The sequence below is a fragment of the Sulfurifustis variabilis genome (assembly GCF_002355415.1).
GTDB classification, from domain to species: domain Bacteria; phylum Pseudomonadota; class Gammaproteobacteria; order Acidiferrobacterales; family Sulfurifustaceae; genus Sulfurifustis; species Sulfurifustis variabilis.
In genome coordinates this window covers 2,382,037-2,404,848 of record NZ_AP014936.1, presented here as the reverse complement: position 1 = coordinate 2,404,848, position 22,812 = coordinate 2,382,037, and the positions used below count along the sequence as shown (strand labels likewise).

Annotated in this window: 27 protein-coding genes; 17 read left to right on the top strand and 10 right to left on the bottom strand. The window is 69.1% G+C overall.

The genetic code is table 11. From position 1 onward, the window contains the following. Nucleotides 1–2: 2 nt before the first annotated feature. Complete coding sequence (moaA, locus tag SVA_RS11505) at nucleotides 3–1,013, bottom strand: GTP 3',8-cyclase MoaA (protein ID WP_096462928.1); 1,011 nt, start codon at nucleotides 1,011–1,013, stop codon at nucleotides 3–5. Nucleotides 1,014–1,236: 223 nt separating this feature from the next. Here moaA and SVA_RS11500 point away from each other — a divergent pair, with 223 nt between their 5' ends. The 14 genes from SVA_RS11500 to SVA_RS11435 all read left to right on the top strand — a co-directional run bounded on the left by SVA_RS11500 (nucleotide 1,237) and on the right by SVA_RS11435 (nucleotide 12,274). Continuing rightward, complete coding sequence (locus tag SVA_RS11500) at nucleotides 1,237–1,734, top strand: DUF3305 domain-containing protein (protein ID WP_096461359.1); 498 nt, start codon at nucleotides 1,237–1,239, stop codon at nucleotides 1,732–1,734. Between the two features lie 2 nt (nucleotides 1,735–1,736). Further along, entirely contained in the window at nucleotides 1,737–2,288 is a 552-nt protein-coding gene (locus tag SVA_RS11495; RefSeq protein WP_096461358.1) for a DUF3306 domain-containing protein, read from the top strand. Continuing rightward, on the top strand, nucleotides 2,281–3,957 hold the full coding sequence (locus SVA_RS11490; RefSeq protein ID WP_096461357.1) for a 4Fe-4S binding protein: 1,677 nt from the start codon (nucleotides 2,281–2,283) through the stop codon (nucleotides 3,955–3,957). Before SVA_RS11495 ends, SVA_RS11490 begins: the two co-directional genes overlap by 8 nt. Nucleotides 3,958–4,112: 155 nt before the next feature. Continuing rightward, entirely contained in the window at nucleotides 4,113–4,727 is a 615-nt protein-coding gene (locus SVA_RS11485; RefSeq protein ID WP_197703177.1) for a TorD/DmsD family molecular chaperone, read from the top strand. A gap of 44 nt (nucleotides 4,728–4,771) precedes the next feature. Next, nucleotides 4,772–4,987 (top strand): twin-arginine translocation signal domain-containing protein, encoded by a 216-nt coding sequence (locus SVA_RS11480; protein WP_096461355.1) that lies wholly within the window; start codon nucleotides 4,772–4,774, stop codon nucleotides 4,985–4,987. A 39-nt stretch (nucleotides 4,988–5,026) separates the two neighbouring features. Further along, nucleotides 5,027–8,032: a formate dehydrogenase subunit alpha gene (locus tag SVA_RS11475; protein WP_096461354.1), complete on the top strand. Its 3,006-nt coding sequence runs from the start codon at nucleotides 5,027–5,029 to the stop codon at nucleotides 8,030–8,032. Between the two features lie 13 nt (nucleotides 8,033–8,045). After that, a complete protein-coding gene (fdh3B, locus tag SVA_RS11470; protein ID WP_096461353.1) occupies nucleotides 8,046–8,630 on the top strand; it encodes a formate dehydrogenase FDH3 subunit beta in 585 nt (194 codons plus the stop codon). A gap of 19 nt (nucleotides 8,631–8,649) precedes the next feature. After that, nucleotides 8,650–8,844 carry a hypothetical protein gene (locus SVA_RS11465; protein ID WP_096461352.1) on the top strand — a complete coding sequence of 65 codons (195 nt, stop codon included), beginning with the start codon at nucleotides 8,650–8,652 and terminating at the stop codon, nucleotides 8,842–8,844. A gap of 20 nt (nucleotides 8,845–8,864) precedes the next feature. After that, on the top strand, nucleotides 8,865–9,056 hold the full coding sequence (locus SVA_RS11460) for a hypothetical protein (RefSeq protein WP_096461351.1): 192 nt from the start codon (nucleotides 8,865–8,867) through the stop codon (nucleotides 9,054–9,056). Between the two features lie 15 nt (nucleotides 9,057–9,071). Then, on the top strand, nucleotides 9,072–10,166 hold the full coding sequence (locus SVA_RS11455; protein WP_096461350.1) for a formate dehydrogenase subunit gamma: 1,095 nt from the start codon (nucleotides 9,072–9,074) through the stop codon (nucleotides 10,164–10,166). Nucleotides 10,167–10,196: 30 nt separating this feature from the next. Then, complete coding sequence (gene sodC, locus SVA_RS11450) at nucleotides 10,197–10,721, top strand: superoxide dismutase family protein (protein WP_197703176.1); 525 nt, start codon at nucleotides 10,197–10,199, stop codon at nucleotides 10,719–10,721. Nucleotides 10,722–10,761: 40 nt separating this feature from the next. Then, entirely contained in the window at nucleotides 10,762–10,998 is a 237-nt protein-coding gene (locus SVA_RS11445; RefSeq protein ID WP_096461349.1) for a MoaD/ThiS family protein, read from the top strand. A 2-nt stretch (nucleotides 10,999–11,000) separates the two neighbouring features. After that, the gene (locus SVA_RS11440; RefSeq protein WP_096461348.1) at nucleotides 11,001–11,429 is read left to right on the top strand and encodes a molybdenum cofactor biosynthesis protein MoaE; all 429 of its coding nucleotides are present in this window, start codon (nucleotides 11,001–11,003) and stop codon (nucleotides 11,427–11,429) included. 98 nt (nucleotides 11,430–11,527) lie between these two features. Next, the gene (locus tag SVA_RS11435; protein WP_096461347.1) at nucleotides 11,528–12,274 is read left to right on the top strand and encodes an ankyrin repeat domain-containing protein; all 747 of its coding nucleotides are present in this window, start codon (nucleotides 11,528–11,530) and stop codon (nucleotides 12,272–12,274) included. An 84-nt stretch (nucleotides 12,275–12,358) separates the two neighbouring features. On the opposite strand, the gene SVA_RS11430 is transcribed toward SVA_RS11435, so the two are convergent. Continuing rightward, nucleotides 12,359–13,099 carry a Rieske (2Fe-2S) protein gene (locus SVA_RS11430; RefSeq protein WP_096461346.1) on the bottom strand — a complete coding sequence of 247 codons (741 nt, stop codon included), beginning with the start codon at nucleotides 13,097–13,099 and terminating at the stop codon, nucleotides 12,359–12,361. Between the two features lie 114 nt (nucleotides 13,100–13,213). Between SVA_RS11430 and SVA_RS11425 the strand changes: the two genes are divergently transcribed. Beyond that, nucleotides 13,214–13,702, top strand: coding sequence for a DUF6505 family protein (locus SVA_RS11425; RefSeq protein ID WP_096461345.1), 489 nt, complete (start codon nucleotides 13,214–13,216; stop codon nucleotides 13,700–13,702). A gap of 79 nt (nucleotides 13,703–13,781) precedes the next feature. On the opposite strand, the gene SVA_RS11420 is transcribed toward SVA_RS11425, so the two are convergent. The 6 genes from SVA_RS11420 to SVA_RS11395 form a co-directional block, all read right to left on the bottom strand. Next, entirely contained in the window at nucleotides 13,782–14,345 is a 564-nt protein-coding gene (locus tag SVA_RS11420; protein ID WP_169924062.1) for a class I SAM-dependent methyltransferase, read from the bottom strand. A gap of 55 nt (nucleotides 14,346–14,400) precedes the next feature. Continuing rightward, nucleotides 14,401–14,697 (bottom strand): DUF3106 domain-containing protein, encoded by a 297-nt coding sequence (locus tag SVA_RS11415; protein ID WP_096461343.1) that lies wholly within the window; start codon nucleotides 14,695–14,697, stop codon nucleotides 14,401–14,403. 3 nt (nucleotides 14,698–14,700) lie between these two features. After that, nucleotides 14,701–15,180, bottom strand: a complete 480-nt coding sequence (locus SVA_RS11410) for a hypothetical protein (RefSeq protein WP_096461342.1) — start codon at nucleotides 15,178–15,180, stop codon at nucleotides 14,701–14,703. After that, nucleotides 15,164–15,742, bottom strand: a complete 579-nt coding sequence (locus SVA_RS11405; RefSeq protein WP_197703175.1) for an RNA polymerase sigma factor — start codon at nucleotides 15,740–15,742, stop codon at nucleotides 15,164–15,166. Before SVA_RS11405 ends, SVA_RS11410 begins: the two co-directional genes overlap by 17 nt. 39 nt (nucleotides 15,743–15,781) lie before the next feature. Then, the gene (locus tag SVA_RS11400; protein WP_179948791.1) at nucleotides 15,782–16,132 is read right to left on the bottom strand and encodes a hypothetical protein; all 351 of its coding nucleotides are present in this window, start codon (nucleotides 16,130–16,132) and stop codon (nucleotides 15,782–15,784) included. A gap of 93 nt (nucleotides 16,133–16,225) precedes the next feature. After that, nucleotides 16,226–17,068, bottom strand: a complete 843-nt coding sequence (locus tag SVA_RS11395) for an SDR family NAD(P)-dependent oxidoreductase (RefSeq protein ID WP_096461341.1) — start codon at nucleotides 17,066–17,068, stop codon at nucleotides 16,226–16,228. Nucleotides 17,069–17,200: 132 nt separating this feature from the next. On the opposite strand from SVA_RS11395, the gene SVA_RS11390 reads away from it, so the two are divergent. Next, complete coding sequence (locus tag SVA_RS11390) at nucleotides 17,201–18,160, top strand: Gfo/Idh/MocA family protein (RefSeq protein WP_096461340.1); 960 nt, start codon at nucleotides 17,201–17,203, stop codon at nucleotides 18,158–18,160. Further along, a complete protein-coding gene (locus SVA_RS11385; protein ID WP_096461339.1) occupies nucleotides 18,157–19,266 on the top strand; it encodes a DegT/DnrJ/EryC1/StrS family aminotransferase in 1,110 nt (369 codons plus the stop codon). The genes SVA_RS11390 and SVA_RS11385 overlap by 4 nt, the downstream gene beginning before the upstream one ends. Before the next feature lie 54 nt (nucleotides 19,267–19,320). Here SVA_RS11385 and SVA_RS11380 read toward each other — a convergent pair whose 3' ends face one another. Together SVA_RS11380 and SVA_RS11375 are read right to left on the bottom strand one after the other, a co-directional pair. Further along, a complete protein-coding gene (locus SVA_RS11380; RefSeq protein WP_096461338.1) occupies nucleotides 19,321–21,480 on the bottom strand; it encodes a putative bifunctional diguanylate cyclase/phosphodiesterase in 2,160 nt (719 codons plus the stop codon). A 150-nt stretch (nucleotides 21,481–21,630) separates the two neighbouring features. Continuing rightward, nucleotides 21,631–22,749, bottom strand: coding sequence for a quinone-dependent dihydroorotate dehydrogenase (locus SVA_RS11375; RefSeq protein ID WP_231971782.1), 1,119 nt, complete (start codon nucleotides 22,747–22,749; stop codon nucleotides 21,631–21,633). Between the last annotated feature and the right edge of the window lie 63 nt (nucleotides 22,750–22,812).

The window sequence follows — 22,812 nt, the reverse complement described above, 5'->3', positions numbered from 1 at the left end:
CGTCAGCCTCCGGTCACGTTCATGTGGCGCAGGATCACCGGCCGGGCGCCGAGATTGAAATCGTGGCCCTTGGGCTTGATCGCCATCGAGGCGACGATCGCGTGCTTCAACCGCTCGATGTCGCCCGGATGAGCGCGCACGACGGCCCGCAGATCCGCCGAGTGCTCCTGCCCGAGGCACAGGAGCAGGCGGCCCTCGGTCGTCACGCGCACGCGGTTGCAGCTCCCGCAGAAGTTGTGGCTGTGCGGCGAGATGAAGCCGACCCTGGAGCCGGTGCCGCCGATCCGGTAATAGCGCGCCGGGCCGCCGGTGCTTTCGGTGGTGGGGATGAGGTCGTAGCGCGCTTCCAGATCGTGCTTGATCTGGTCGCTCGAGTAATACGCCTCCGCCCGGTCGTGGTCGCCGATCACGCCGAGCGGCATCTCCTCGATGAAGCTGATGTCGATGCCGCGCCGGACGGCGAAGGCCACGAGGTCGCACACCTCGTCGTGGTTGCGGTTCTTCAGGATCACGGCGTTCAGCTTTACCCGCTCGAACCCCGCCGCGAGCGCGGCCTCGATGCCGCGCAGCACCTTGGCGAGCTCACCCACGCGCGTGATGCGCCGGAAGCGCGCGGGGTCCAGGCTGTCCAGACTGATATTGATGCGCTTGACGCCCGCCGCACGCAGCGGCCGCGCCATCTGCTCGAGCTGGGTGCCGTTGGTCGTGAGCACGAGCTCGTGCAATGCCGGCAGCCGCCCGATCTCGCCGAGCAGCCAGAGCACGTTGCGGCGCACCAGCGGCTCGCCCCCGGTCACCCGGATCTTCGTCACGCCCAGCTCCGTGAAGGCCCGGGCGACGAAGGCCAGTTCTTCGAGGGTCAGCACCTGCGCCCGCGGCAGGAACGTCATGTCCTCGCTCATGCAGTACACGCAGCGCAGGTCGCACCGGTCGGTCACCGACAGGCGGACGTAGGTCACGTGTCGACCGAAGCGGTCGATCAGCGGTGCGTGCGGCGGCGCGGCGGCAGTCATGGGCATGGGGCGTGGCGAGCAAAAAACATACCCTGCGTACGGAACGCTGGGAAGCGCGTAATTTCGAAGGCCGCATAAGGAAGCTGTATCAAAACGACGCAACCCGGGACCGCCTGCGTAATTTTTGACCACGCCTTTACCGGGCTTTGTCTTAATTTCCCCGTAATCCTCGCGTTCCTCGCGTCACGCCGGGTGGTACACAACTTGCGGTGGGGGAGCGCGGGTGACCTGGGACCGGAGCGTGTCGGACGAGCGGAGTTTTCCTGTCGCGGTGGTGACGGCCCGTGAACCGGTTGCGGACAACCGCTGGATCACCGAGCGCTGGCGGGTGGTCGGCGTGGTCCCCGGCGAGGTCGGGGCGGGCGAAGCCGGTCGCCGCCTCATCCGCTCGGGTCCGGACGGCGAACAATACCTGTGGGCCGGCTTTTCCATCCGCCTCAACGACACGGACGCCGACGCCTATTACTTCAACCTGGTGGCGCAGTCCCCGAGCGTGCTCGTCGTGTGCGAGCGCGACGAGGCGGGTGACCTGATTCCGCGGGTGGCCACGGTGGATTACATCGATGCCATGTCCTACCGCGAGGCGGAGTACGAGGTCCACGCCGTGCCGATCCCGCCCGAGATCTACGTCTGGGTGGAGGCCTACGTCCTCGAGCATTACACGCCCGAGGAGAAACCGCTCAGGCGCAAGCGGGATCCGCGCGAACGCGAGGCCGGCTGAGCATGGGCGCGAGCACCCCCGAAGAAGAGCGCGTGGCGCCGTCGGGCGACGAACCGTTCCTGCGACGCTGGTCCCGCCGCAAGCGGGCCGCTTCCGAGGACGCGACGACGGCCACCGAGCCGGTTTCGCCGGAGGGCGTCGCCGGGCCGGAACCGCCCGCGGCACCGGTGCTCACCGACGCCGACATGCCCCCGATCGAGAGCCTGACGCCGGAGTCCGACTTCAGCGGCTTCATGTCGCCGGGCGTGAGCGAGGCGCTGCGCCGGAAAGCATTGCGCGTGCTGTTCCGCGCGCCGCAGTTCAACACCCGTTGTCCGCTCGACGGCGAGTACTACGATTGCGCCCACACCACTCCGCTCGGCTCGATCGTCACGCACGACATGCGCGAGGAAATGGAGCGCGAGGCGAAAAAGAGGCTCGCCGCGCTGGGGAGTGAGGCGCGCGCGGACGAGCCGCCGGCCGCGGGCGCCGCAGGCACCGGGGAGACGGTGCCGCCGGCGCCCGGTGCCGAAGCAGCGGGAACGAAGGTCGAGAGGGGAGAGAGCGATGCATGAGACGGCGATGCAACTGACCCGGATCACCGCCAACGGGCGAGCGCGGGCGGCGGCCCTCGAGGCGGCGGCGCGAACGGAAGCGCGCGCGACGTCGCTCGTCGCCTACGCCTCGAAGGGGGCGCTCGTCATCCTCGGTCCCGGCAGGGAAGCGCTGGCCGCGGCCGAGCGGCTTGCGCCGGCGCTGGAGTGCACGGTGGTGGTCACGGACGATGCGCAGGGCAACGGGCCGGAGGGCGTTACCGTCGTTCGCGAGAAGCCTTTGCAGGTGAGCGGACATCTCGGGCAGTTCAACGTGATCGTCGCGGCGAGGCCGCCCCTCGGCGGCGAGAACCTGCTCAGGAAACTGGGCGGACCACGCACACACTTCGATCTCGTGCTGGACCTGTGCCGGCCGGCGCACATCGGCGCGCCCCTGCCGCCGTTCGGCTATTACGCGCCTTCGGAACCCGAAGCGCTCGAACGCGCCCTCGCGGAGTTGCCGGAGATGGTCGGCGAGTTCGAGAAAGCCAAGTTCTTCCAGTACGACCCGTCGATCTGCGCGCATGGACGCAGCGGGCTTTCGGGCTGCACCCGCTGCATCGATGCCTGTCCGACCTGGGCCATCATCTCGATGGGCGACGAAATCGCGGTCGATCCTTATCTTTGCCAGGGCGCCGGCGCGTGCGCGACGGCCTGCCCGACGGGGGCGATCACCTATGCCTACCCTCGCCCGGGCGACAGCATCGACAAGCTCGGCGCCTTGCTCAAGGCGTACCGCGCGGCCGGGGGCGAAGGGGCGATCGTGGTGTTCCACGACGCCGAGCACGGGCGCGAGGCGCTGGCGGATCTGCCGGCGCCGCTTCCCGAGCGCGTGATTCCGATCGAGATCGCCGAGCAGGGCTCCGTCGGCATGGACGTCTGGCTCTCGCTGCTCGCCTTCGGCGCGAGCGAGGTGTGGCTCTATGCGACGCAACACGTGCCCGGGCCGGTGCGCGAGGAAATCGAAGCGCAACTCTCGTACGCCCGCGCGATCCTCGCGGGCATGGGGCACGACGGCGGGCGCTTGCGTCTTCTGGACGGAGATCTGTCCCGCGCGCTCGGACAGACGGACGACGCCGGCGGGGCGGCGGACTACCCGCCGGCGACGTACGCCGGCGTCGACGAGAAGCGCACGATGCTGCGGCTCGCCGTGGAGCACCTGTATCAGTACGCGCCGGCGCCGCGCGCCGAGGCGGCGCTGCCGGACGGCGCGCCGTTCGGCGAGATACGGGTCGACCGGGAGAAGTGCACCCTCTGCATGAGCTGCGTCGGCGTCTGCCCCTCGCACGCGCTGGCCGACGGGACGGATCTCCCGCAGCTCAACTTCATCGAGGCGAACTGCGTGCAGTGCGGGCTCTGCGAAAAAGCGTGCCCCGAGGACGCCATCACGTTGCAGGCGCGCTATCTCTATGACCCTTCCGCCCGACGCCAAAGCCGCGTGCTGAACGAGGAAGTACCGTTTCATTGCGTGCGCTGCGGGAAGCCGTTCGCCACCCGGAAGATGATGGACCGCATGAGCGAGAAGCTCGGAGGCCATTGGATGTTCCAGAAGCCGGAGGCCCTCCGGCGATTGCAGATGTGCGGCGACTGCCGGGTACGCGACATGTTCGAGCTCGAGGCGAAGCGCCCGGGCCAGGGTTTCCCCATGTAGGAGGACAGCGTGACCGCGCTGCGACATTTTGTCCCCGACCGAATCGCCGCAGGCGCCGTTACTGTCGCTCTGCTACCCGTTTTTTCCCTGCGCTTCCCGATGCGCCTGGCTCGGATATTGCTCCCGTCGTCGCGCACATGGACTCCGCCGCATTGATGGCCACCGAGACCACGGCGTTCGCGCAGCCGGCACGCGGCGAAGAGGAGCGGGCGCGCGCCGACGTGTATTCCCTGATCGCCGCGCTGCTCGGCCGCCCGGCCGACGAGCGCATGCTGCTCCTGCTGCGCACGCTCGATACCGGCGGCGCGACGGGCACGCAGATGGCCCCCGTCTGGGACCTGCTCAGGCAGGCCGCGCACGACGCGCGCGCCGAGGAGGTCGCCGACGAGTACCAGGAGCTCTTCATCGGGATCGGGCGCGGCGAGCTCGTGCCGTACGGCTCCTGGTACCTCACCGGTTTTCTCATGGAGCGCCCGCTCGCGGAGCTGCGGACCGATCTCGCGCGGCTCGGCTTCGAGCGCGACGAGAACGTGCGCGAGCCGGAGGATCACGTCGCGGCACTGTGCGAGACGATGAGCCTCCTGATCGCCGGCGAGGACGTTCCGTTCGAGGCGCAGCGGGAGTTCCACGAAAAGCACGTGGCGCCGTGGATGGGCCGGTTTTTCAACGATCTCGCGCAGGCCCGGTCGGCGCGGTTCTACCGCGCCGTGGGCCTGCTCGGCGAGCAGTTCATGAAGCTCGAGCGGGCGTATTTCGCGATGGCGGTATAGCCGCGCGGGCGGACGACGCATAAAGGGGTCGAGAGGAGAAAGCCATGACAGAGCAGCAGCACGACGAACCGAACGGCCGGCGGGAGTTCCTGAAGCAGGTGGCGCTCGGCGGCGGCGCCGCGGCCGTCGCCGCCGTATCGGGCGGTGCGCTCGCCGCGACGGACACCGAGCCGCCGAAGGCGGCGGCGGAGCCGGCGCGGCCGAAGGGCTACCACGAGACGGACCACATCCGCGAGTACTACCGGACCGCGGCCCTGTAGCGTGCGGACGCCGCTGGTATCGGATAGAGGAGACGAACGATGAAGCTCATCAAGAAGCAGCCCCAGGCCCCGTCGATCGCGGGTCTCGCGCTCGCCGCGTCCACGATGGACCGGCGCACCTTCCTGCGCCGCTCGGGCCTCGTGCTCGGGGGCACCGCGCTTGCCGCGTCGCTGCCGATGTCCTTCATGAAGAAGGCCAGCGCGAAGCCGGCGGCCGAGATCGATCCCAAGGCGCCGGTGAAGACCGTGCGCACGATCTGCGGCCACTGCTCGGTCGGCTGCGGGATCATCGCCGAGGTGCAGAACGGCGTGTGGACCGGCCAGGAGCCGGCCTTCGACCACCCGTTCAACCTGGGCGCGCACTGCGCGAAGGGCGCGTCGGTGCGCGAGCACGGCCACGGCGAGCGGCGGCTGAAGTACCCGATGAAACTCGTCGGCGGCAAGTGGCAGCGGATCTCCTGGGACCAGGCGATCAACGAGGTGGGCGACAAGATGCTCGCGCTGCGCAAGGAGTTCGGGCCGGACTCGATCTTCATGACCGGCGGCTCCAAGCACAACAACGAGCAGTCGTACCTGCAGACCAAATTCTTCCGGTTCTGGGGATCGAACAACCAGGACCACCAGGCGCGCATCTGCCACTCGACGACGGTCGCCGGCACGGCGGCTCAGTACGGGTACGGCGCGATGACCAACTCCTATAACGACCAGCACAACTGCAAGCTGATGCTGTTCATCGGCAGCAACGCGGCCGAGGCGCACCCGGTCGCCATGCAGCATATCCTGCGCGGCAAGGAGAACGGGGCGAAGATCATCGTCGCCGAGCCGCGCTTCACCCGCACGGCGGCACACGCCGACCTGTACGTGCGCATCCGCTCGGGCACGGACACCGCCTTCATCTGGGGAGTGCTGTGGCACATCCTGGAAAACGGCTGGGAGGACAAGGAGTTCATTCGGAGTCGCGTGTACGGCTTCGACGAAGTCCGCTCGATCGTGAAGAACTACACGCCGGACGTGGTGAGCGACGTGACCGGCACGCCCAAGGAGCTCATCTACAAGGTCGCCGAGATGATGGCCAAGAACCGTCCGGGCACGCTCGTGTGGTGCATGGGCGGGACGCAGCATCACCACGGGACCGCGAACGTGCGCTCCTACAACACCCTGCAGCTCGCGCTCGGCAACACCGGGCGCTCGGGCGGCGGCTCCAACATCTACCGCGGCCACGACAACGTGCAGGGCGCGACCGACGTCGGTCCGAACAGCCACACACTGCCGGGCTATTACGGCCTGGCCGAGGGCGCGTGGAAGCACTGGGCGCGCGTCTGGGACGTGGACTTCGACTGGCTCAAGAACCGTTTCGACCAGACCGAGTACGACGACGGCAAGGGCGGCAAGGTGAAGCCGATGAACATGGTCGGGGTCACGGTATCGCGCTGGCACGACGCGGTGCTCGAGGACCCGAAGAACATCACCCAGCGGTCCCCGATCAAGATGGTGCTCTTCTGGGGCCATGCGCCGAACAGCCAGAGCCGCGGACCGAACCTGAAGAAGGCGTTCGAAAAGCTCGACGCGCTCGTCATCGTCGATCCGTATCCGACGGTGTCCGCCGTCATGCACGACCGCACGGACAACGTGTGGCTGCTGCCGGCGACGACCTGCTTCGAGACCTACGGCTCGGTGACCGCGTCGAACCGCGCGCTCCAGTGGCGCGACAAGGTGATCGACCCGCTCTTCGAGTCGAAGACCGACGAAGAGATCATGTACCTGCTGGCGAAGAAGCTCGGCTTCGAGAAGGAGATGTTCAAGCACATCCGGGTCGAGAACAACCAGCCGAACCTGGAGGACACGCTGCGCGAGATCAACCGCGGCGCGTGGACCATCGGCTACACCGGCCAGAGCCCCGAGCGTTTGAAGCTGCACCAGCAGAACTGGGGCACCTTCAACACCACGACGACGCGCGCCGAGGGCGGACCGTGCAACGGCGAGTACTACGGGCTGCCGTGGCCGTGCTGGGGCACGGCCGATCTCAAGCACCCGGGCACGCCGCTGCTCTACGACACCAGCAAGCCGGTGAAGGAGGGCGGTCTCAACTTCCGGGCGAACTGGGGTGTCGAGAAGGACGGGGTCAGCATGCTCGCGGGCGAGGGCAGCCATCCGGTGGGCGCCGAGATCAAGGAGGGCCACCCGGAGTTCACGTTCGGCCTCTTGCGCAAGCTCGGTTGGGACAAGGACCTCACGGACAAGGAGCTCGACGTCATCTATCGCGTCGCCGGCATCAACCTCGCCAAGGGCGACGAACCCGACAAGGCCGTGCAGAGCCCGCAGTCGCACAGCCGCAAGAAGCTCGACCTCGGCAAGGACATGGAGGAGAAGCTCAACGGCGTGAACTGGAAGACCGACCTGTCCGGGGGAATCATCCGCGTCGCGATTAGCCACGGCTGCGCGCCGTTCGGCAACGGCCGGGCGCGCGCCAAGGTGTGGGAGATGCCCGACCCGGTGCCGGTGCACCGCGAGCCGCTCTACACGCCGCGCCACGACCTGGTGCAGAAGTTCCCGACCTATCCCGACAAGAAGGTCCTCTACCGCCTGCCCACGCGCTACGCCTCGATCCAGGCGAAGGACTATTCGAAGGAGTTCCCGCTGGTGCTCACCAGCGGGCGGCTCACCGAGTACGAGGGCGGCGGCGACGAGACCCGGTCGAACCCGTGGCTCGCGGAGCTCCAGCAGGACATGTTCGCCGAGATCAACCCGACCGACGCGAACAACGCGGGGATCCGCCACGGCCAGATGGTCTGGGTCGAAAGCCCGGAGGGGGCGAAGATCCGGGTCAAGGCACTCGTCACGCGCCGTGTCGGAGCCGGCACCGTCTGGTGCCCGTTCCACTTCGGCGGTCACTTCCAGGGGCAGGACCTGCGCGCCAAGTATCCGCCCGGAGCCGATCCGTACGTGCTCGGCGAGGCCGTGAACACGGTGACGACCTACGGGTACGACGCGGTGACGGCGATGCAGGAAACCAAGACCACCCTGTGCCGCGTGCGGCCGGCGTAAGAGGAGAGAAGCCATGGCGAGAATGAAATTCCTTTGCGACGCCGAGCGCTGCATCGAGTGCAACGGTTGCGTCACGGCCTGCAAGAACGAGCACGAGGTGCCCTGGGGCGTGAACCGCCGCCGGGTGGTGACGCTCGACGACGGCGTGCCGGGCGAAAAGTCGATCTCGGTCGCCTGCATGCACTGCACGGACGCGCCGTGCGCGGCCGTCTGCCCCGTCGACTGCTTCTACACGACGTCCGACGGCATCGTGCTGCACAACAAGGACCTCTGCATCGGCTGCGGCTACTGCTTCTATGCCTGCCCGTTCGGCGCGCCGCAGTACCCGCAGGCCTCGGCCTTCGGCGTGCGCGGCAAGATGGACAAGTGCACCTTCTGCGCGGGCGGCCCCGAGGCGGACGGCACGGCCGAGGAGTTCAAGAAGTACGGGCGCAACCGCGTGGCCGAAGGCAAGCTGCCGCTGTGCGCCGAGATGTGCGCCACGAAGGCGCTCATCGCCGGCGACGGCGACGTGGTGGCCGACATCTACCGCAAGCGCGTGCTCAAGCGCGGCGGCCGCCCGCAGACATGGGGCTGGGAGACGGCCTACAAGGGCTGAAGCCGAAAGGAGAAGCATCATGCGCATGATTGCCTGGGGATTCGCCGCGCTCGCCGCGGCCGTGGCCGCCGGGTGCTACGAGTCCCCGGACGTTACCGTGCACAAGCCGGGAGTCTACAAGGGCCCGAAGGACCCGCTCGTGCAGAAGCAGAGCGACCCCAAACACCAGGAGGCGCTGATATCGCGGTTCAACCAGGTGCAGACGGACCGCTAGCGTTCGGCCAGGAGGAGGAGATGCGGCGAGGCGTATGGTCGGCTGGGGCGGCGTTCGTGGTGGCCTTCGCGCTCGGCGTGGCCGGATGCGGTTGGGAGGAAGGTCAACCCGTCGGGCACACGCAGGCGAAGCAGGAGTGGCATTCACCGACCGCCGCCGATCGCGGAGACGATCTGCGCGACCGGTTGCAGGTCACGCAGTCGGATCATTAGCACGGAGACAGCGGCATGGCTAAGCAGAACGATCGTGTGCGGGCGCGGTCCATCCGGCGCCGGTGCCTGGGATGGGGACTCGCGACCGTACTCGTCGCCGCCCTGAGCCTTCCCTTCATCGCGTACGTGGGCGATGCGACTGTCGTCGCGGCGTCGTCGGCGACCGAGGAGCAGACGAACCCGCGTGCGAACTACTGGCGCGCGGTGCGCGGCGGCGGCGAAGGCTACACTGCGGCCTCCGGGCCTTACACGACCAACACGCTGATCCAGAACGGCGGACAGAACTGGCGCCAGATCCGCAACGGGCCGGTGGCGAGCGTCCTGCCCTGGGTGCTCGCCCTCGTGATCCTCGCGATCGGCGCGTACCACATCCTGCACGGCCCGAACGAGCTCACGCGCCGGCCGACCGGACGCGTGGTGCCGCGCTGGACCCTGGCCGAACGGGTACTGCACTGGTACACCGCCGTCCTCTTCATCGTCCTCGCGATCACGGGCCTGAGTCTGCTCTTCGGCCGGGCCGTGCTCATCCCGGTCATCGGGCTCAACGGCTTCTCGGCCTGGGCCTCGCTGTCGATCGGGCTGCACAACTATCTCGGGCCGTTCTTCCTCGTCGGCATGCTCCTCGAGATCGTCGTCTGGCTGAAGTACAACATCCTGCACGACTACGACTGGACGTGGCTCAAGAACGGCGGCGGTTACCTCTGGCGCACGGCGCATCATCCGCCCGCGCACCGCATCAACGCCGGCGAGAAGATACTGACCTTCTGGATGGGGTTGGTCGTGCTCGGGACGCTGGTGGCGATCACCGGGCTCATCATGGACTTCCCGAACGTCGGCTGGAGCCGGCAGACGATGCAGATATCGAACGTGATCCACGGCGTCGCCGCCATCATCTGGATCGCGCTGATCCTCGGTCACATCTACCTCGGCACCGTCGGCGTTCCGGGCACGCTCCAGGCCATGACGCAGGGCAACGTCACCGCGGAGTGGGCGCAGGAGCACCACGATCTGTGGTACGAGGAGCTCCGGCGGCGGGGCATCGCGGAGGAGGACATGCCGGCCGGCGAGCCCGGGCGGGGCCCGACGCGGCCACGGGTGCCGGGTACCTGACTCCGGTCAAGCAAGAACAAGGAGGTTGCCATGGGTGTCGCCAGGAACGGCGCGATCATCGCGCTCTCGTTGCTCGCCTCGAGCGCGTTCGCCGATCAGATAACCGTGAAGATGACCCTCATCGACGAGAAGGGTCAGGGCAAGTCCATCGGAAGCGTCCAGCTCGAGGACGGAAAGGACGGTCTGGTGATTCGTCCGAACCTCACCGGCCTGCCCCCCGGCGAGCACGGGTTCCACGTGCACGAGAAACCCGACTGCGGTCCGGGCGAAAAGGACGGCAAGCGCCAGGCGGGCCTCGCGGCCGGCGGGCACTACGATCCGAAGAAGACCGGCAAGCACGAAGGGCCGAAGGGTCAGGGGCACGCCGGCGATCTGCCGGCGCTCAGGGTCGGCGACAAGGGCGAGGCCAAAGGCCAGCTGACGGCGCCGCGTCTCAAGGTCGCGGACCTGCGCGGCCGTTCGCTCATGATCCACGAAGGCGGCGACAACTATTCCGACCAGCCGAAGCCGCTCGGCGGCGGCGGGGGCCGGATTGCGTGCGGCGTCGCCGGCTGAGCGGCTGCGCCGCCCGGCGGGACGGCATATCATAGAGTGCATGTCCATCCGGGTACGTTACTTCGCCTCCCTGCGTGAACGCCTTGGCCGCGCCGGCGACGAGATCGCCCGCGATTCCGGAGTCCGCACGGCCGCCGACGTCTGGGCGCGCGCGGCCGGCGGCCAGCCGCTACCCGACAACACGCTCGTCGCGATCAACATGGAGTACGCGAGCCTCGACCGCGAGGTCCACGAGGGCGACGAGGTGGCATTCTTCCCCCCGGTGACGGGGGGCTAGCCATGCCGGTCGAGATCCGCGAGGCCGCGTTCGATCCCTGGTCGGAGCTTGCGCGCCACGAACGTACGCTCGCCCCCGAGGGCGCCTACGGCGCGACGGCCTGCTTCGTCGGCACGATGCGTGACTTCAACGAGGATGCCGGAGTGACGGCCATGACCCTCGAGCACTACCCGGGCATGACCGAGAAACACCTCGAGACCATCGTGGCCGAGGCGACGGCGAGCTGGCCCCTCCTCGATGCGCTCATCGTTCACCGCGTCGGCGCGATCCGCCCCGGCGAACCCATCGTCCTCGTCGCCGCGTGGTCGGCGCATCGCGCCGCCGCGTTCGCCGCCTGCCGTCACCTGATCGAAGAGCTCAAGACGCGCGCGCCGTTCTGGAAGAAGGAACAGCTCGCCGACCGCGCCCGCTGGGTGGAGCACAACACGTGAATGCTTAGTGCCGAGTCTTGAATGTTGAATTGAAGTGCGCGCGTTGTGCGCGTCGTCAATTCGACATTGAGCGTTCAACATACATCGTTTCCTTTCCCATGAAAGCCCGGCTGTTGGCTCTCCTCGCCCTCGCAACGGCAGCTCCGCTCCATGCCGCCGACCCCGATGCCGACCTCGCCGCGGCACTTGCCAGGCGGGACGTCGCGGCCGTCGCGCGGGCGATCGAGCGCGGCGCGGACGTGAACGGGAAGACGCCGGACGGCCGCACGGCGCTCATGGTGGCGGCCGGCGCGGGCGACGCCGCGCTCGTCCGCGGGTTGCTGGAGGCGGGCGCCGCCGTCAATACCACGAACGGCCGGGGCGGAACGGCGCTGATGTACGCCTCGGTCCGGGGCGACCTGGACACGGTGACGGCCCTGCTGGAAAAAGGGGCGGAAGTCGACGCGCGCGCGTCCAACGGGTGGACCGCCCTCATGATCGCCAGCGCCAGCGGCTACGCGGACCTCGCCGCCGTTCTGGTCGATGCCGGCGCGAACGTCGACGCGGCCGACATCTACGGATGGACGCCCCTCATGCGCGCCATTCACGAAGGCCGAACCGAGGTCGTGCGGCTGCTCGTGAAGCGGGCGCGCCCGACGCTCGAGGCGCGCGACGAGGCGGACGCCACGGCGCTGCACCATGCCGCCGTCGTCGGTTCGCTCGAAAGCGCTCGACTGCTGCTGGAGCGCGGCGCAGACCGGGGCGCGCGCGACCGTGCCGGCCGGACGCCCGCGATGGCCGCGGCGGAGGCGGGACACGGGGCGCTCGCCGAGCTGCTGGAGTGTAAAGGGAGAGAAGAATGTTGAATTCTTAATAATATCGAATGGAAGTGGCGCGCTTCGCGCGCTCATCAATCGAGCATTCGGCATTCAGCATTCGACATCGCCTTCTCAGCACAGCACCTGGGTGCGGCAGTAATCCGCGAGCGGCAGGACCGTCGCGGTCTCGCGCACCTCCGCGCGGATGTCGCTGGTCTGGAGCTCGAGCGCCAGGCGGAAGCCGAACTCGCGGAAGAAACGGTCGAACATTTCCCCGCCGTAGGTGCCGACCGCCTCGAGCCCGCCGTCCCGCCCTTGCTCGAGGAGGATGGCGGCGAGCGGCTGCTTGGCCGGCCCCGAAAGCACACGCGCCCCGTCGAGCGGATCGTAGACGCTCTTCTCCGAGCAGCAGTAGATGACCTGCGCCCGGCGCGCCGACTGTTCGCCGTCGGTGTAGCGCACCGGCTCGTGGCGGTAGTTGATGAAGCTCACCTCGCGCGCCGGATGGGACATCTTGTGCGCGCAGATGGCGGAGAACGCGACGATGGAACGCTGGGGACCGACGCCGCCGGTCCACTCGTAACGCTCCCCGCCTTCGGTGGTCAGGTTCGCCCTGTGCCGCGTCGGCCTCCCGAGATCGAGCAGAAAGCACGGGGTGCTGACGTACGGATAGTGGAAGAGGTAGTTTTCGCCCACCTCGAGGTGGTCCGGGGCGACCGGGCGGCCCTCCGGGTCGACGAGCCGAACGCGGTGATAACGGCGAGCGACGGCCTCCGTCCCCGCGAGGAGCGCCGGGCTCGCCCCGGCGAGCGCGACGAGCGAGGCACAGAGTTTGACGAATCGTCGACGAGGGGGGTCGCGGTCCTCGGCCATGGGCGCCTCCCGGGCGGTATCGGCCGATTGAATCAAACGGGGGGAAGCGGGGCAATCCGTAGCCGCGCCGAGGGCGCGGCCGCCGCCCCCGTACGCCGGGTGTACGATAGCCCGATGCGCTTTCCCCGCGTCATCCGCCTGGACGAATCCGACAGCCGTGTCTACGAGCCGCCTTCGCTTCCGAGCGAGTGGGCGGTATCGGGGTCTTTCGCCTTCGTGGATCGGGATCCCGCCCTCCTGCACGGCAAGCCCGGGCAGGCGTTCCGCAGCGGTTTCCTGGGCACGGAGAGCTTCGGCTGGAGCACGCTCGTCGCCGTCGAGGAGATCAGCGACGAAGAGCACGCCGCCGTGCTGGAGCGGCTCGCGACGCATTTCATGGCTCGCTACGGTGCGCCCGACCGCACCACCGCGCTGCGGGCCGCACGCGACGAGGCCGAATTCGCGGCGAGCCTGTGCGAGCATCCGCTGCACACCTTGCTCGCGGTCGAGCGGCGCGTCGAGAACGGCGAGATCGTCGAGGAGTTCCGTGTCGTACGCCCGACCGGCGCGGATCATGCGCGCGTGCGGTTGTGGGGAATCGAGGACGACGGCGACCCGAGCTGAATCGAACGAAGTGCGCGATGCCGCCGCGAGACGCGCCAGGGGCCGCGAGGTGCCGGTTCCGGCCCGTGGCCGAGCGGCGTCACGCCGTGACGCGCCTGCCGATCCAGTACGTCTCGATCTCCCGGATGTCCGGCGCGTCGTTGGTCGCAACCGGTTGCAGGTCGCGCAGCAGCCGCGCAAGCTCGCCCGGCTTGAGCAAAAAATCCGGATTGAACGCGGGACGCTCGCGCTGGTAGTTCACGTTGAACGTCTTGCAGACGAAGAGCCCGCCCGGACGGAGGCCGCGTACCAGGCGGGAAATCAGGCTTCGGTCGAGGAAGCGCACGATGACGATGAGGTCGAACTGCGCCTCGGCCGGCGCGAAGCGATCGAGGTCCACGGCGACGAGCCAGACGGGCAACGGCCGTTCACGAAGCCGATCGCGTGCATACCTCAAAGCCGCCAGGCTTCCGTCGACCGCGAGCACTTCGTAGCCGTGCTCGGCGAGGAACATCGCGTTGTGCGCGACTCCGCAGGCGACGTCGAGCGCCACTCCGCCCCGCAGCTTCGGCGCGAGGTCGACGAGCAGCGGATCCGGCTCGAAGCGCGGGTTCGGGTTGGCGGCGAGGTACTTCGCGTTCCAGCGTTCGATTTCCGATCGCATTTCGGCGATTCCCGGAGGCATGAAGGCGCCCGCGAGCGAGGGCGCGCGACGAGCGTCAGCGCCGCCCCTTGCGGTACTCGTCGCGCAGCGAGCGCTGCCGCTCCGGGGGCAGCGCCTGGTAGCGGCGCCGCTGTTCCTCGACGGCGCTGCGCTCGGCGGGAGAGAGATTGAGATAACGCTGCGCGCCCTGGCGCAGGCGCTCCTGCTGTTCAGGGGAATAGCGATCCCACTCGCCGCGATGCGACTGCAGCACGGCGCGCTCCTCGGGACTGAGGGCGCCCCACGGCGCCGCGCCGGCGAGGCCCGGGAGCAGCGCGGCGAGAACGAGGATCAGTCGACGTGTCCGGCGCATGCGTTATCCGTTCGGCGCCGCGTTGGCGGCCTCCCGCTTCAGCAACCAGAGATAGAAGTCGATGTCGGCGTAGAGGTCGGAGTCGGCATCGCGCGCGGGGGCCGAAGCGAACTGCGAATCGCCGGGCTCCGGCTCGAGATAGGTCCACATGCCGAGCCCGATGGCCAGCGTGGCGACGACGAAGCTCGCGAAGACCGCCACCGCGGCGCGGCGAGCGGGCGCCCGGCTCGCTTCGCCGCGCAGCGCGCGCTCGCGGCGCGAGCGCAGCCGCAGTCCCAGCCCCGCCTCGTGGGCGCCTGCGTCGAGCGACTCGCCCACGCGCGCCCACACGCGGCCGCGCGCCTGACACCGCGCGCAGGCCTGGACGTGCGCGCGCAGCCCCTCGTATCCGGCGCTCGACGTCTCGATCAGTCCCGCGCGCAGCCGGTCCAGCTCGTCGTCCGCCGGATGCGCATCCCTCATGCATTCATCGGGTTTCGCCATGCCACACCTCCGACAACTTTGCCCGCAGCGCCTTGAGCGCGCGGAAGTGATGCTGCTTCACGGCGCCGACCGAACAACCGAGCACCTGCGCCGTCTCGACCGCGGTGAGGCCCTGCCACTCGCGCAGGAGAAACACCTGCCGCTGGCGCGCGGGCAGGGCCCGGAGCGCCTCCTCGATGCGCTCCCGCTGCTGCCGCGCCTCCGCACCGGCGTCCGGTCCGTCGACAGGACTCGGGATCGAGGCGAGCGGGTCGTCCTCCTCGCCGTACCGATCGCCGCGCAGCAGGCCGCGCACCCGGCGCCACGCGCGCCAGCGCTTCGCGTCGGTGGCGCGGTTCCGCAGTATCGTGAAGAAGATGGCCGGCCACTCCGCGCTCGGCCGATCGGCGTAACGTTCGGTCAGACGCAGCATGCTGTCCTGGACGGCGTCGAGTGCCGCCTCGCGGTCCCACAGCTCGTAGAGCGCGAAGCGGTAGGCACGGTGCTCGACGCTCGCCAGGAACTGCCCGAGCGTCTGGCCCGTGGACGCGCCTTCCACGGCGGGCGCGGGAAGCACGCTCACCGATGTCCCGTACACACGACGCCCAATCGGCCGCCGGTATCAGCCCCGCCGGCCGTCGTGGCGCGGCCCACGCACAACGTCCGCGAACCCCTTCCGCCCGTGCCCGGCGCGGTACGCGGGGGCCGCGTGGTAATGCTTGCCATGGTGGTACCCATGCCCGTGATGCCGGTCGTGATGCCGCGGTGGCGGCTGATGGTAAATCACCCGCGGCGGGTAATACACGGGGGCGTGGTACACGACGGGCGGGTGAACCACGACCGGCGGCGCGTAGATCACGTGCGGGAAGCCCAGGTGCACGTGCACCCGGACCTCGCCGGCCGAGGCCGGCGAGCTTCCGAGGCCGAGGGCCAGAACCTGTGCGCCGGCCAGGGCGAGCAGGGTCTTTTTCATGTCTTGTCCTCCGTCGGGGCCCGGTATGGGCGGACAAGAGAGTCAACGCCGGCGGCCGGCAAATGGGTGACAGCCCCGGGCGGGGGCGATCCCTCAGCGCCGTCCCGCCCCACTGACGCGCCACAGGAGCCGATCGAGCGCGGTCGTCGGGAGCAGGCGGCGCGCGACGGCGAAGAAGCGGGTGGGCACGGTAACCGCGTACCGCGGCCGCGGCCGGCGCGCCTCGAGCGCGTGCACCACCTTGGGCAGGACGGCCTCCGCCGGAAGGGTGAAGGGGAGCGGTCCCCCGCGGCCGGCCAGGCGCCGCTCCATGTGCTCGTAGTTCGACCGGTGTACGCTTCCCGTCGGGTCGATGTGCCGCTTGTAGGCGGCGTAGGCGTTGTCCCGAAACCGGGTCGCGATCGGACCGGGCTCGACGAGGCTGATCCGTATCCCGCTCCCCCGCAGCTCCAGTCGAAGGGTGTCCGTAAGCGCCTCGAGAGCGAACTTGGAGGCGTTGTATGCCCCGCGATAGGCCAGGCAAACCAGCCCGAGCAGCGAGCTGATCTGCACGATTCGGCCCTCGTTCCGGGCGCGGAATGCCGGCAGGAGGCGCGCGGTGAGCTCGTGCGTTCCGAAGAGGTTGGTCTCGAACTGTGCCCGCAGCGCTTCGCGGCTCAAATCCTCGACGGCCCCGGGCTGGCCGTACGCGGCGTTGTTGACCAGCCCGTGGAGCCTGCCGGCGGTGCGCGAGAGCACCTCATCGACGGCGATCCGGATGGATTCCGACGAATCCAGATCGAGAAACAGGGCATCGAGGCCGGCCTCCCGCAGCGCCGCCACGTCGGCGGGCCTGCGGGCGGTGGCGTAGACCCGGTAGCCGCGCGCCTTGAGCCCGAACGCGACGGACTTGCCGATTCCGCTCGAACAGCCGGTGACGAGGACGCTTCGTGGCATGGCGGTTCCCCTTGACGCTGCGAATGTGAGGGCGCGTCGGCCCGAATGCTCATACAGAGTAGGGCATAGTATAATCGCCGCGCCCGCGACGCCCCTTCGAGCGCGGCCCAAGGATCGAACGCCCCTCACGACATGACGGATCCCCAACCCGCCCCTGCCGGTCGGCTGCGCGTCGGCGTCATCGGCGTCGGCTACCTCGGACGCTTCCACGCGCGCATCTACGCTTCCATGCCCGACGTCGAGCTCGTCGGCGTCGCCGACGTGGACGGTGCGCGGGCGCGGTCGGTCGCCGAGCAGCACGGCTGCCTTGCCTGTACCGACCCCCAGGAGCTGCTCGAACGGGTCGAGGCGGTGAGCATCGTGGTGCCGACCGTCTACCATGCGGCCGTGGCCCGGCCGTTCCTCGAGCGCGGCGTGCACATGCTGATGGAGAAGCCGATCGCCCCTACGCTCGGCGAATCCGAGGAGCTGGTCGAGCTCGCGGAGAGCAAGGGCGTCGTCTTCCAGGTCGGCCACCTGGAGCGGTTCAACGCCGGCATCATGGAGCTGGCCCGGCGCGTCACGAACCCGCGGTTTCTCGAAGTGCACCGTCTCGGCACCTTCGTCGAGCGCGCGATCGACGTCGACGTGGTGACCGACCTCATGATCCACGACATCGACATCGTGCTGTCGCTCGTGAAGTCGAACATCCGGTCGATCGCCGCGGACGGTATCCCGGTCATCACCGAGCACGTGGACATCGCCAACGCGCGCATCGAGTTCGAGAACGGGGCGGTCGCCAACGTGACCGCGAGCCGCGTCTCGAACAAGAAGCTGCGCCGCATCCGCATCTTCGGCAACGAGCACTACTACGGCCTGGACTACATCGACCAGAAGCTCGAGGTCGTGCGCGCCGTGCCGGACGAGGCGGGCGGCAAGTGGCCGAAGATCGTGACCGAGGTGCTCGCGATAGAGCCGCGCCCGCCGCTCGACACCGAGCTCGCCTATTTCGTGGACGCGGTGCGCCACCGCAGCCGCCCGCTCGTCGACGGGCGGGTGGGACTGGAAGCGCTGCGCGTCGCCATGCTCGTCAAGGAGAAGATACAGTCGTGACCGATCCCGTTCCGTTCCTCGACCTCACCGCGCAGTTCGGCGCGCTCGAGGCCGAATGGCTTGCCGCGATCCGGGAGACCGGGGCGAAGGGCAGCTTCATCCTCGGGCCCAACGTGGCCGACTTCGAACGCGAGTTCGCGGAGTACGTCGGCGTCAAGCACGCGATCGGCGTCGCCAACGGAACCGACTCCCTCATCCTCAGCCTGCGCGCGCTCGGGATCGGGCCGGGCGACGAGGTCATCACCACGCCCTACACGTTCTTCGCCTCCAGCGAGGCGATCGATGTCGTCGGCGCGACGCCGGTGTTTGCCGACATCGATCCGGCGAGTTTCACGCTCGACCCGAAGAGCGTGGCCGAGCGCGTGACGGACCGCACGCGGGCGATCGTTCCGGTGCACATCTTCGGCCATCCGTGCGACATGTCGGCGCTCGGGGAGATCGCGCGCCGGCACAAGCTCGCGGTAATCGAGGACTGCGCGCAGTCGTTCGGCGCCACGGTCGGCGGCAGGGTCGTGGGATCGATGGGCGATGCCGGCAGCTTCAGTTTCTATCCGACGAAGGTGCTCGGCTGCTACGGGGACGGCGGGATGATCACGACGAACAGCGACGCGGTGAACGAGCACGTCCGCCGGCTGCGCAACCACGGCGCGGTGAAGCCGTTCATTCACGTCGAGGTCGGGTGCAACAGCCGCCTGGACGAGATCCAGGCCGCGTTGCTCCGGATCAAGCTGCGCCGCGTCCGCGCCGACATCGACGGTCGCCGCGGCGTGGCCCGCGCCTACGACCGCCGCCTCGCCGGCACGGCGCTCGTCGTGCCGGCAACCGCCGCCGGCGCGGAACACGCCTACAACCTCTACACCGTCCGCATCCCGCGTGGGCGCGATGCCGCGCGCCAGGCGCTGGCCGACGCGGGCATCCCGACGGCGCTCTGCTACCCGCAGGGCCTGCATTTGCAGGAGGTGTACCGGCGCCTGGACTACCGGCCGGGCAGCCTTCCGGTCTGTGAGCGCCTGACGGAAGAGAACCTCTCGCTCCCCATCTATCCCGGCATGCCGGAAAGGCACATCGATCGCGTCTGCGAGGCCCTCACCCGCGCGCTCGCCTGAAGCGCTCCGCCTTCCCGCCCCACCCGGCATCCTCCGGGCCTTCCGTTTCGCGCACTACTGCGCGGCCGGAATCCCGGCGAATCCGGCCCGGCTCAGCGACTCGAAGCGCTCCGGCGTCACGGCCGGGCTGAAGAGGAATCCCTGCGCGGCGTCACAGCCGAGCCGGCGCAGCAGTTCCAGCTGCTCGGGTGTCTCGACGCCTTCGGCGACGACGGTGAGCTCGAGGCTGTGTGCGAGTGCGACGATCGCCTTGACGATCGCCGCGTCGTCGGGGTCGTGCGTGAGGTCGCGGATGAACCCGATGTCGATCTTGAGCGTGTCGACGGGAAGACGTTTGAGGTAGGTGAGCGAGGAATAGCCGGTGCCGAAATCGTCGATCGACACCGCGACGCCCCTGCCGCGCAGCCGGTCGAGGTGCTCCGCCGACTGCTCGGCGTTGTCCATCAGATTCGATTCGGTAATCTCGAGAGCGAGAAGAAGCGGCCCCGGCGCCCCGTCTTCCCCGGAGAGTACCGCGAGCACGCGGCGGTCGAACTCGGGGTCGCGGAGCTGGATCGCGGACGTGTTGATGGCGATGCGGCTCGGCAGCCCGAGTCCCTTCCAGCGGCGGGCCTGCTCGCACGCCCGCTTGAGGACCCATTCGCCGATCGGCACGATCAGCCCGTTCTGCTCGGCGATGGGAATGAAGATTCCGGGAGAGACCGGCCCGAGGCGGGCGTTGTGCCAGCGGAGCAGTGCTTCGGCCCCGATCACCCGCAGGTCCTTCAGATCGACGATCGGCTGATAGTGGAGCTCGAGCTCTCGGCGTTCGATCGCGCGCCGGAGCTCGCGTTCGATCTCGAAGCGGTTGCGCGCCCGCGCGTCGATCTCGGGAGTGTACAGGCGGTAACGCGTACCCGACTCGTTCCCGACCATGTGCAGCGCGGTGTCGGCATTGCGCAGGAGGGTTTCCGTGTCGTTGCCGTCCCCGGGCGCGACCGAGGCGCCGATGCCGAGCGTGATGTAGAACTCGCGCCCTTCGATCTCGACCGGCGCCTCGAGCGTCCGGGCGATCTTGCGGGCGACGATGGCGGCGTCGCCCGGCTGGGCCACGTCCGTGAGTATGAGGCCGAACGCCGCCGTGCCGGTGCGCGCGATCGTGTCGCCCGTGCGTATCGCATCGCTCAGGCGTCGGGCGATCTCGCGCAAGAGGGCGTCTCCGACCGGGTGCCCGTGGAGGCTGTTGATCTCCTTGAAGCGGTCGACGTGCGCCATGAGGACCGCCACGTGCCGGCGCCGGTAGCGTTCCCGCGCCAGCGCCTGGTCGAGGCGGTCGGCGAACAGCACGCGGTTGGGCAGGCCGGTCAGGGCGTCGTAATACGCCAGGTGATGCAGCGCCTCTTCCTTGTCGAGGTAATCGAGACACAGCGACACTTCATCCCTGATCTCTTCCAGGAGCGATACCTCGGCGGTATCGAAAAAGCCGGGACGTTCCGCGTACAGGCCGAGGGTCGCGACCACGTCGCCGCCCGTGCGCAGCGGCAGGTAGGCGCACGATCGGAGACCTTGCGCGAGCGCCTCCGGGCGCCCGGCGTCGAAGCGCGGATCGAGGGCGATGTCGTCGCTCGTCACCGTGTGCCCGGCGAGGAGCGCCGCCGCGATGCCGGCTCCCGGTCCGTCGAGCGCCAGGCGGAAATCGCCGAGGTGCACTTCGCCGCCGCCGTCGTGCCACAGCGGCGCGAAGGCGCGCTCCGTGGAGTCGTACACCCCCACCCAGGCGTGGCGAAATCCGCCGCTACGCGTCGCCAGCGTGCATACTTCGCGGAGCAGCAGATCGCGGTCGCGTGCCTGGCGCGCGGCGGCGTTGATGCCGGCGAACAGCCCGTGGCCCCGCTTCAGACGATCGATCTCGCGCTTGTGCACCTCGTGCTTCGCCGCGACCTGCGCCGCCGCCACCTGCAGTCCCGCGTCTTCACCGACGTCGTGCGGAATTCCCAGCCGGTACAGGAGGTCGCGCAGCGGCTGGATGACGAACCGACCCACGCCGGCCCAGGCGAGCGCAAGCGCGACGACGACCGTGACGCCGACCGTGAGGGGCGTCGTCCCCGCGGTCAGGAGAATTGCGGGGACGAGGGCGGTAGCGAGGACCGTGAGGGCCAGGCGTGTACGAAGGCCGAGCAGCGTAAGAGGGCGCTTACCGGGCGCGGGGCAATGTGCCGGGCTGGTCCCTGACATGACGCGAATAGCCGCTCCTTGGCCTGCCGGTCCGTCCGTTGCGCGAGCCGGATGTGGGGTCTGCTCCCCCGAAGTATGGACGAGGGTCGGGCGGGTCGCCACAGCCCGCCGGTCGATCTCTATATATATAAGTGAGCGGACCGCCGCTGCTCAGGCCGGCCGCGCGGTGGGCGCGGCAGCCGGGGCCGGACGCGCCGCCTTCACCGCTTCGACGAGGGTGGCGTGCCCGGAGGCACGTACCCGCTCGGCCAGCCCGGCGACGATGCGCCGAACGATCCCCGGCCCCTCGTAGACGAGAGCGGTGTAGATCTGGACGAGATCGGCTCCCGCCAGCAGCTTTTCCCAGGCGTCGTCCGCGTTCTCGATGCCTCCGACGCCGATGATCGGGACACGGCCCTGCAGTTGCGCGTGAAGCTTGTGGATCACGACGGTGGCGCGCTCCCTGAGCGGCCGCCCGCTCAAACCGCCCGCTTCGCCGGCCAGCAGGGCATGGCCGACTCCGGGACGGGCGAGCGTGGTGTTCGTCGCGATGACGGCGTCGAATCGGTGCTCCAGTACGAGGCGGGCGATGGTGTCGAGCTGTTCGTCGGTAAGGTCGGGAGCGATCTTCAGGGCGATGGGGACGTACAGGCCGTGCGCCCGCGTGAGTGCCGCCTGCTCGAGCTTCAGGGCACCGAGCAGCTCCTCCAGGCGCGACTGTTCCTGGAGCGCGCGCAGCCCGGGCGTATTGGGGGACGAGACGTTCACGGCGACGTAAGCCGCATGGATGTACACCGCGCGCAGGGCATGCACGTAGTCCTCGACCGCCCGCTCGACGGGGGTATCGCGGTTCTTGCCGATGTTTATGCCGAGCAGGCACGGCTTGGGGCCGCCGCCGAGATGGCGCACGAAGGCATCGACGCCGGGGTTGTTGAAACCCATGCGGTTGATGAGCGCATGTTCGGCGGTGAGCCGGAACATGCGCGGCCCGGGGTTGCCCGGCTGCGCCCGCGGGGTGACGGTGCCGAGCTCCAGCCAGCCGAAGCCGAAGTCCGCCAGCCCCCGCGCATGGCGTCCGTCCTTGTCCAGGCCGGCGGCAAGCCCTAGCGGGTTCGGGAACCGGAGTCCCATCGCCTCGACCGGCAGGGATGGCACGCGGTTCGCGCAGACGGCGCGCACCAGGGGAGAGACACCGGGAACACGGTATCCCGCCCGCATCATCCCGAACGTCAACCGGTGGCTGCGTTCGGCATCGAGGCGGAAGAGAAAAGGGCGAATGAGACGATACAAGGGCGGCGGTCGGCGCTTTTCGCGGATTGTACCCGCTTGGGCACGCGGTTCGTACGCGCTTCG

Bases quoted from the DNA above. Each gene is read 5' to 3' on its own strand.
- moaA (WP_096462928.1), bottom strand. From the start codon at position 1,013: ATGACTGCCGCCGCGCCGCCGCACGCACCGCTGATCGACCGCTTCGGT.
- SVA_RS11495 (WP_096461358.1), top strand. From the start codon at position 1,737: ATGGGCGCGAGCACCCCCGAAGAAGAGCGCGTGGCGCCGTCGGGCGAC.
- SVA_RS11490 (WP_096461357.1), top strand. From the start codon at position 2,281: ATGCATGAGACGGCGATGCAACTGACCCGGATCACCGCCAACGGGCGA.
- SVA_RS11485 (WP_197703177.1), top strand. From the start codon at position 4,113: ATGGCCACCGAGACCACGGCGTTCGCGCAGCCGGCACGCGGCGAAGAG.
- SVA_RS11480 (WP_096461355.1), top strand. From the start codon at position 4,772: ATGACAGAGCAGCAGCACGACGAACCGAACGGCCGGCGGGAGTTCCTG.
- SVA_RS11475 (WP_096461354.1), top strand. From the start codon at position 5,027: ATGAAGCTCATCAAGAAGCAGCCCCAGGCCCCGTCGATCGCGGGTCTC.
- fdh3B (WP_096461353.1), top strand. From the start codon at position 8,046: ATGGCGAGAATGAAATTCCTTTGCGACGCCGAGCGCTGCATCGAGTGC.
- SVA_RS11465 (WP_096461352.1), top strand. From the start codon at position 8,650: ATGCGCATGATTGCCTGGGGATTCGCCGCGCTCGCCGCGGCCGTGGCC.
- SVA_RS11460 (WP_096461351.1), top strand. From the start codon at position 8,865: ATGCGGCGAGGCGTATGGTCGGCTGGGGCGGCGTTCGTGGTGGCCTTC.
- SVA_RS11455 (WP_096461350.1), top strand. From the start codon at position 9,072: ATGGCTAAGCAGAACGATCGTGTGCGGGCGCGGTCCATCCGGCGCCGG.
- sodC (WP_197703176.1), top strand. From the start codon at position 10,197: ATGGGTGTCGCCAGGAACGGCGCGATCATCGCGCTCTCGTTGCTCGCC.
- SVA_RS11445 (WP_096461349.1), top strand. From the start codon at position 10,762: ATGTCCATCCGGGTACGTTACTTCGCCTCCCTGCGTGAACGCCTTGGC.
- SVA_RS11440 (WP_096461348.1), top strand. From the start codon at position 11,001: ATGCCGGTCGAGATCCGCGAGGCCGCGTTCGATCCCTGGTCGGAGCTT.
- SVA_RS11435 (WP_096461347.1), top strand. From the start codon at position 11,528: ATGAAAGCCCGGCTGTTGGCTCTCCTCGCCCTCGCAACGGCAGCTCCG.
- SVA_RS11430 (WP_096461346.1), bottom strand. From the start codon at position 13,099: ATGGCCGAGGACCGCGACCCCCCTCGTCGACGATTCGTCAAACTCTGT.
- SVA_RS11425 (WP_096461345.1), top strand. From the start codon at position 13,214: ATGCGCTTTCCCCGCGTCATCCGCCTGGACGAATCCGACAGCCGTGTC.
- SVA_RS11420 (WP_169924062.1), bottom strand. From the start codon at position 14,345: ATGCGATCGGAAATCGAACGCTGGAACGCGAAGTACCTCGCCGCCAAC.
- SVA_RS11415 (WP_096461343.1), bottom strand. From the start codon at position 14,697: ATGCGCCGGACACGTCGACTGATCCTCGTTCTCGCCGCGCTGCTCCCG.
- SVA_RS11410 (WP_096461342.1), bottom strand. From the start codon at position 15,180: ATGGCGAAACCCGATGAATGCATGAGGGATGCGCATCCGGCGGACGAC.
- SVA_RS11400 (WP_179948791.1), bottom strand. From the start codon at position 16,132: ATGAAAAAGACCCTGCTCGCCCTGGCCGGCGCACAGGTTCTGGCCCTC.
- SVA_RS11395 (WP_096461341.1), bottom strand. From the start codon at position 17,068: ATGCCACGAAGCGTCCTCGTCACCGGCTGTTCGAGCGGAATCGGCAAG.
- SVA_RS11390 (WP_096461340.1), top strand. From the start codon at position 17,201: ATGACGGATCCCCAACCCGCCCCTGCCGGTCGGCTGCGCGTCGGCGTC.
- SVA_RS11380 (WP_096461338.1), bottom strand. From the start codon at position 21,480: ATGTCAGGGACCAGCCCGGCACATTGCCCCGCGCCCGGTAAGCGCCCT.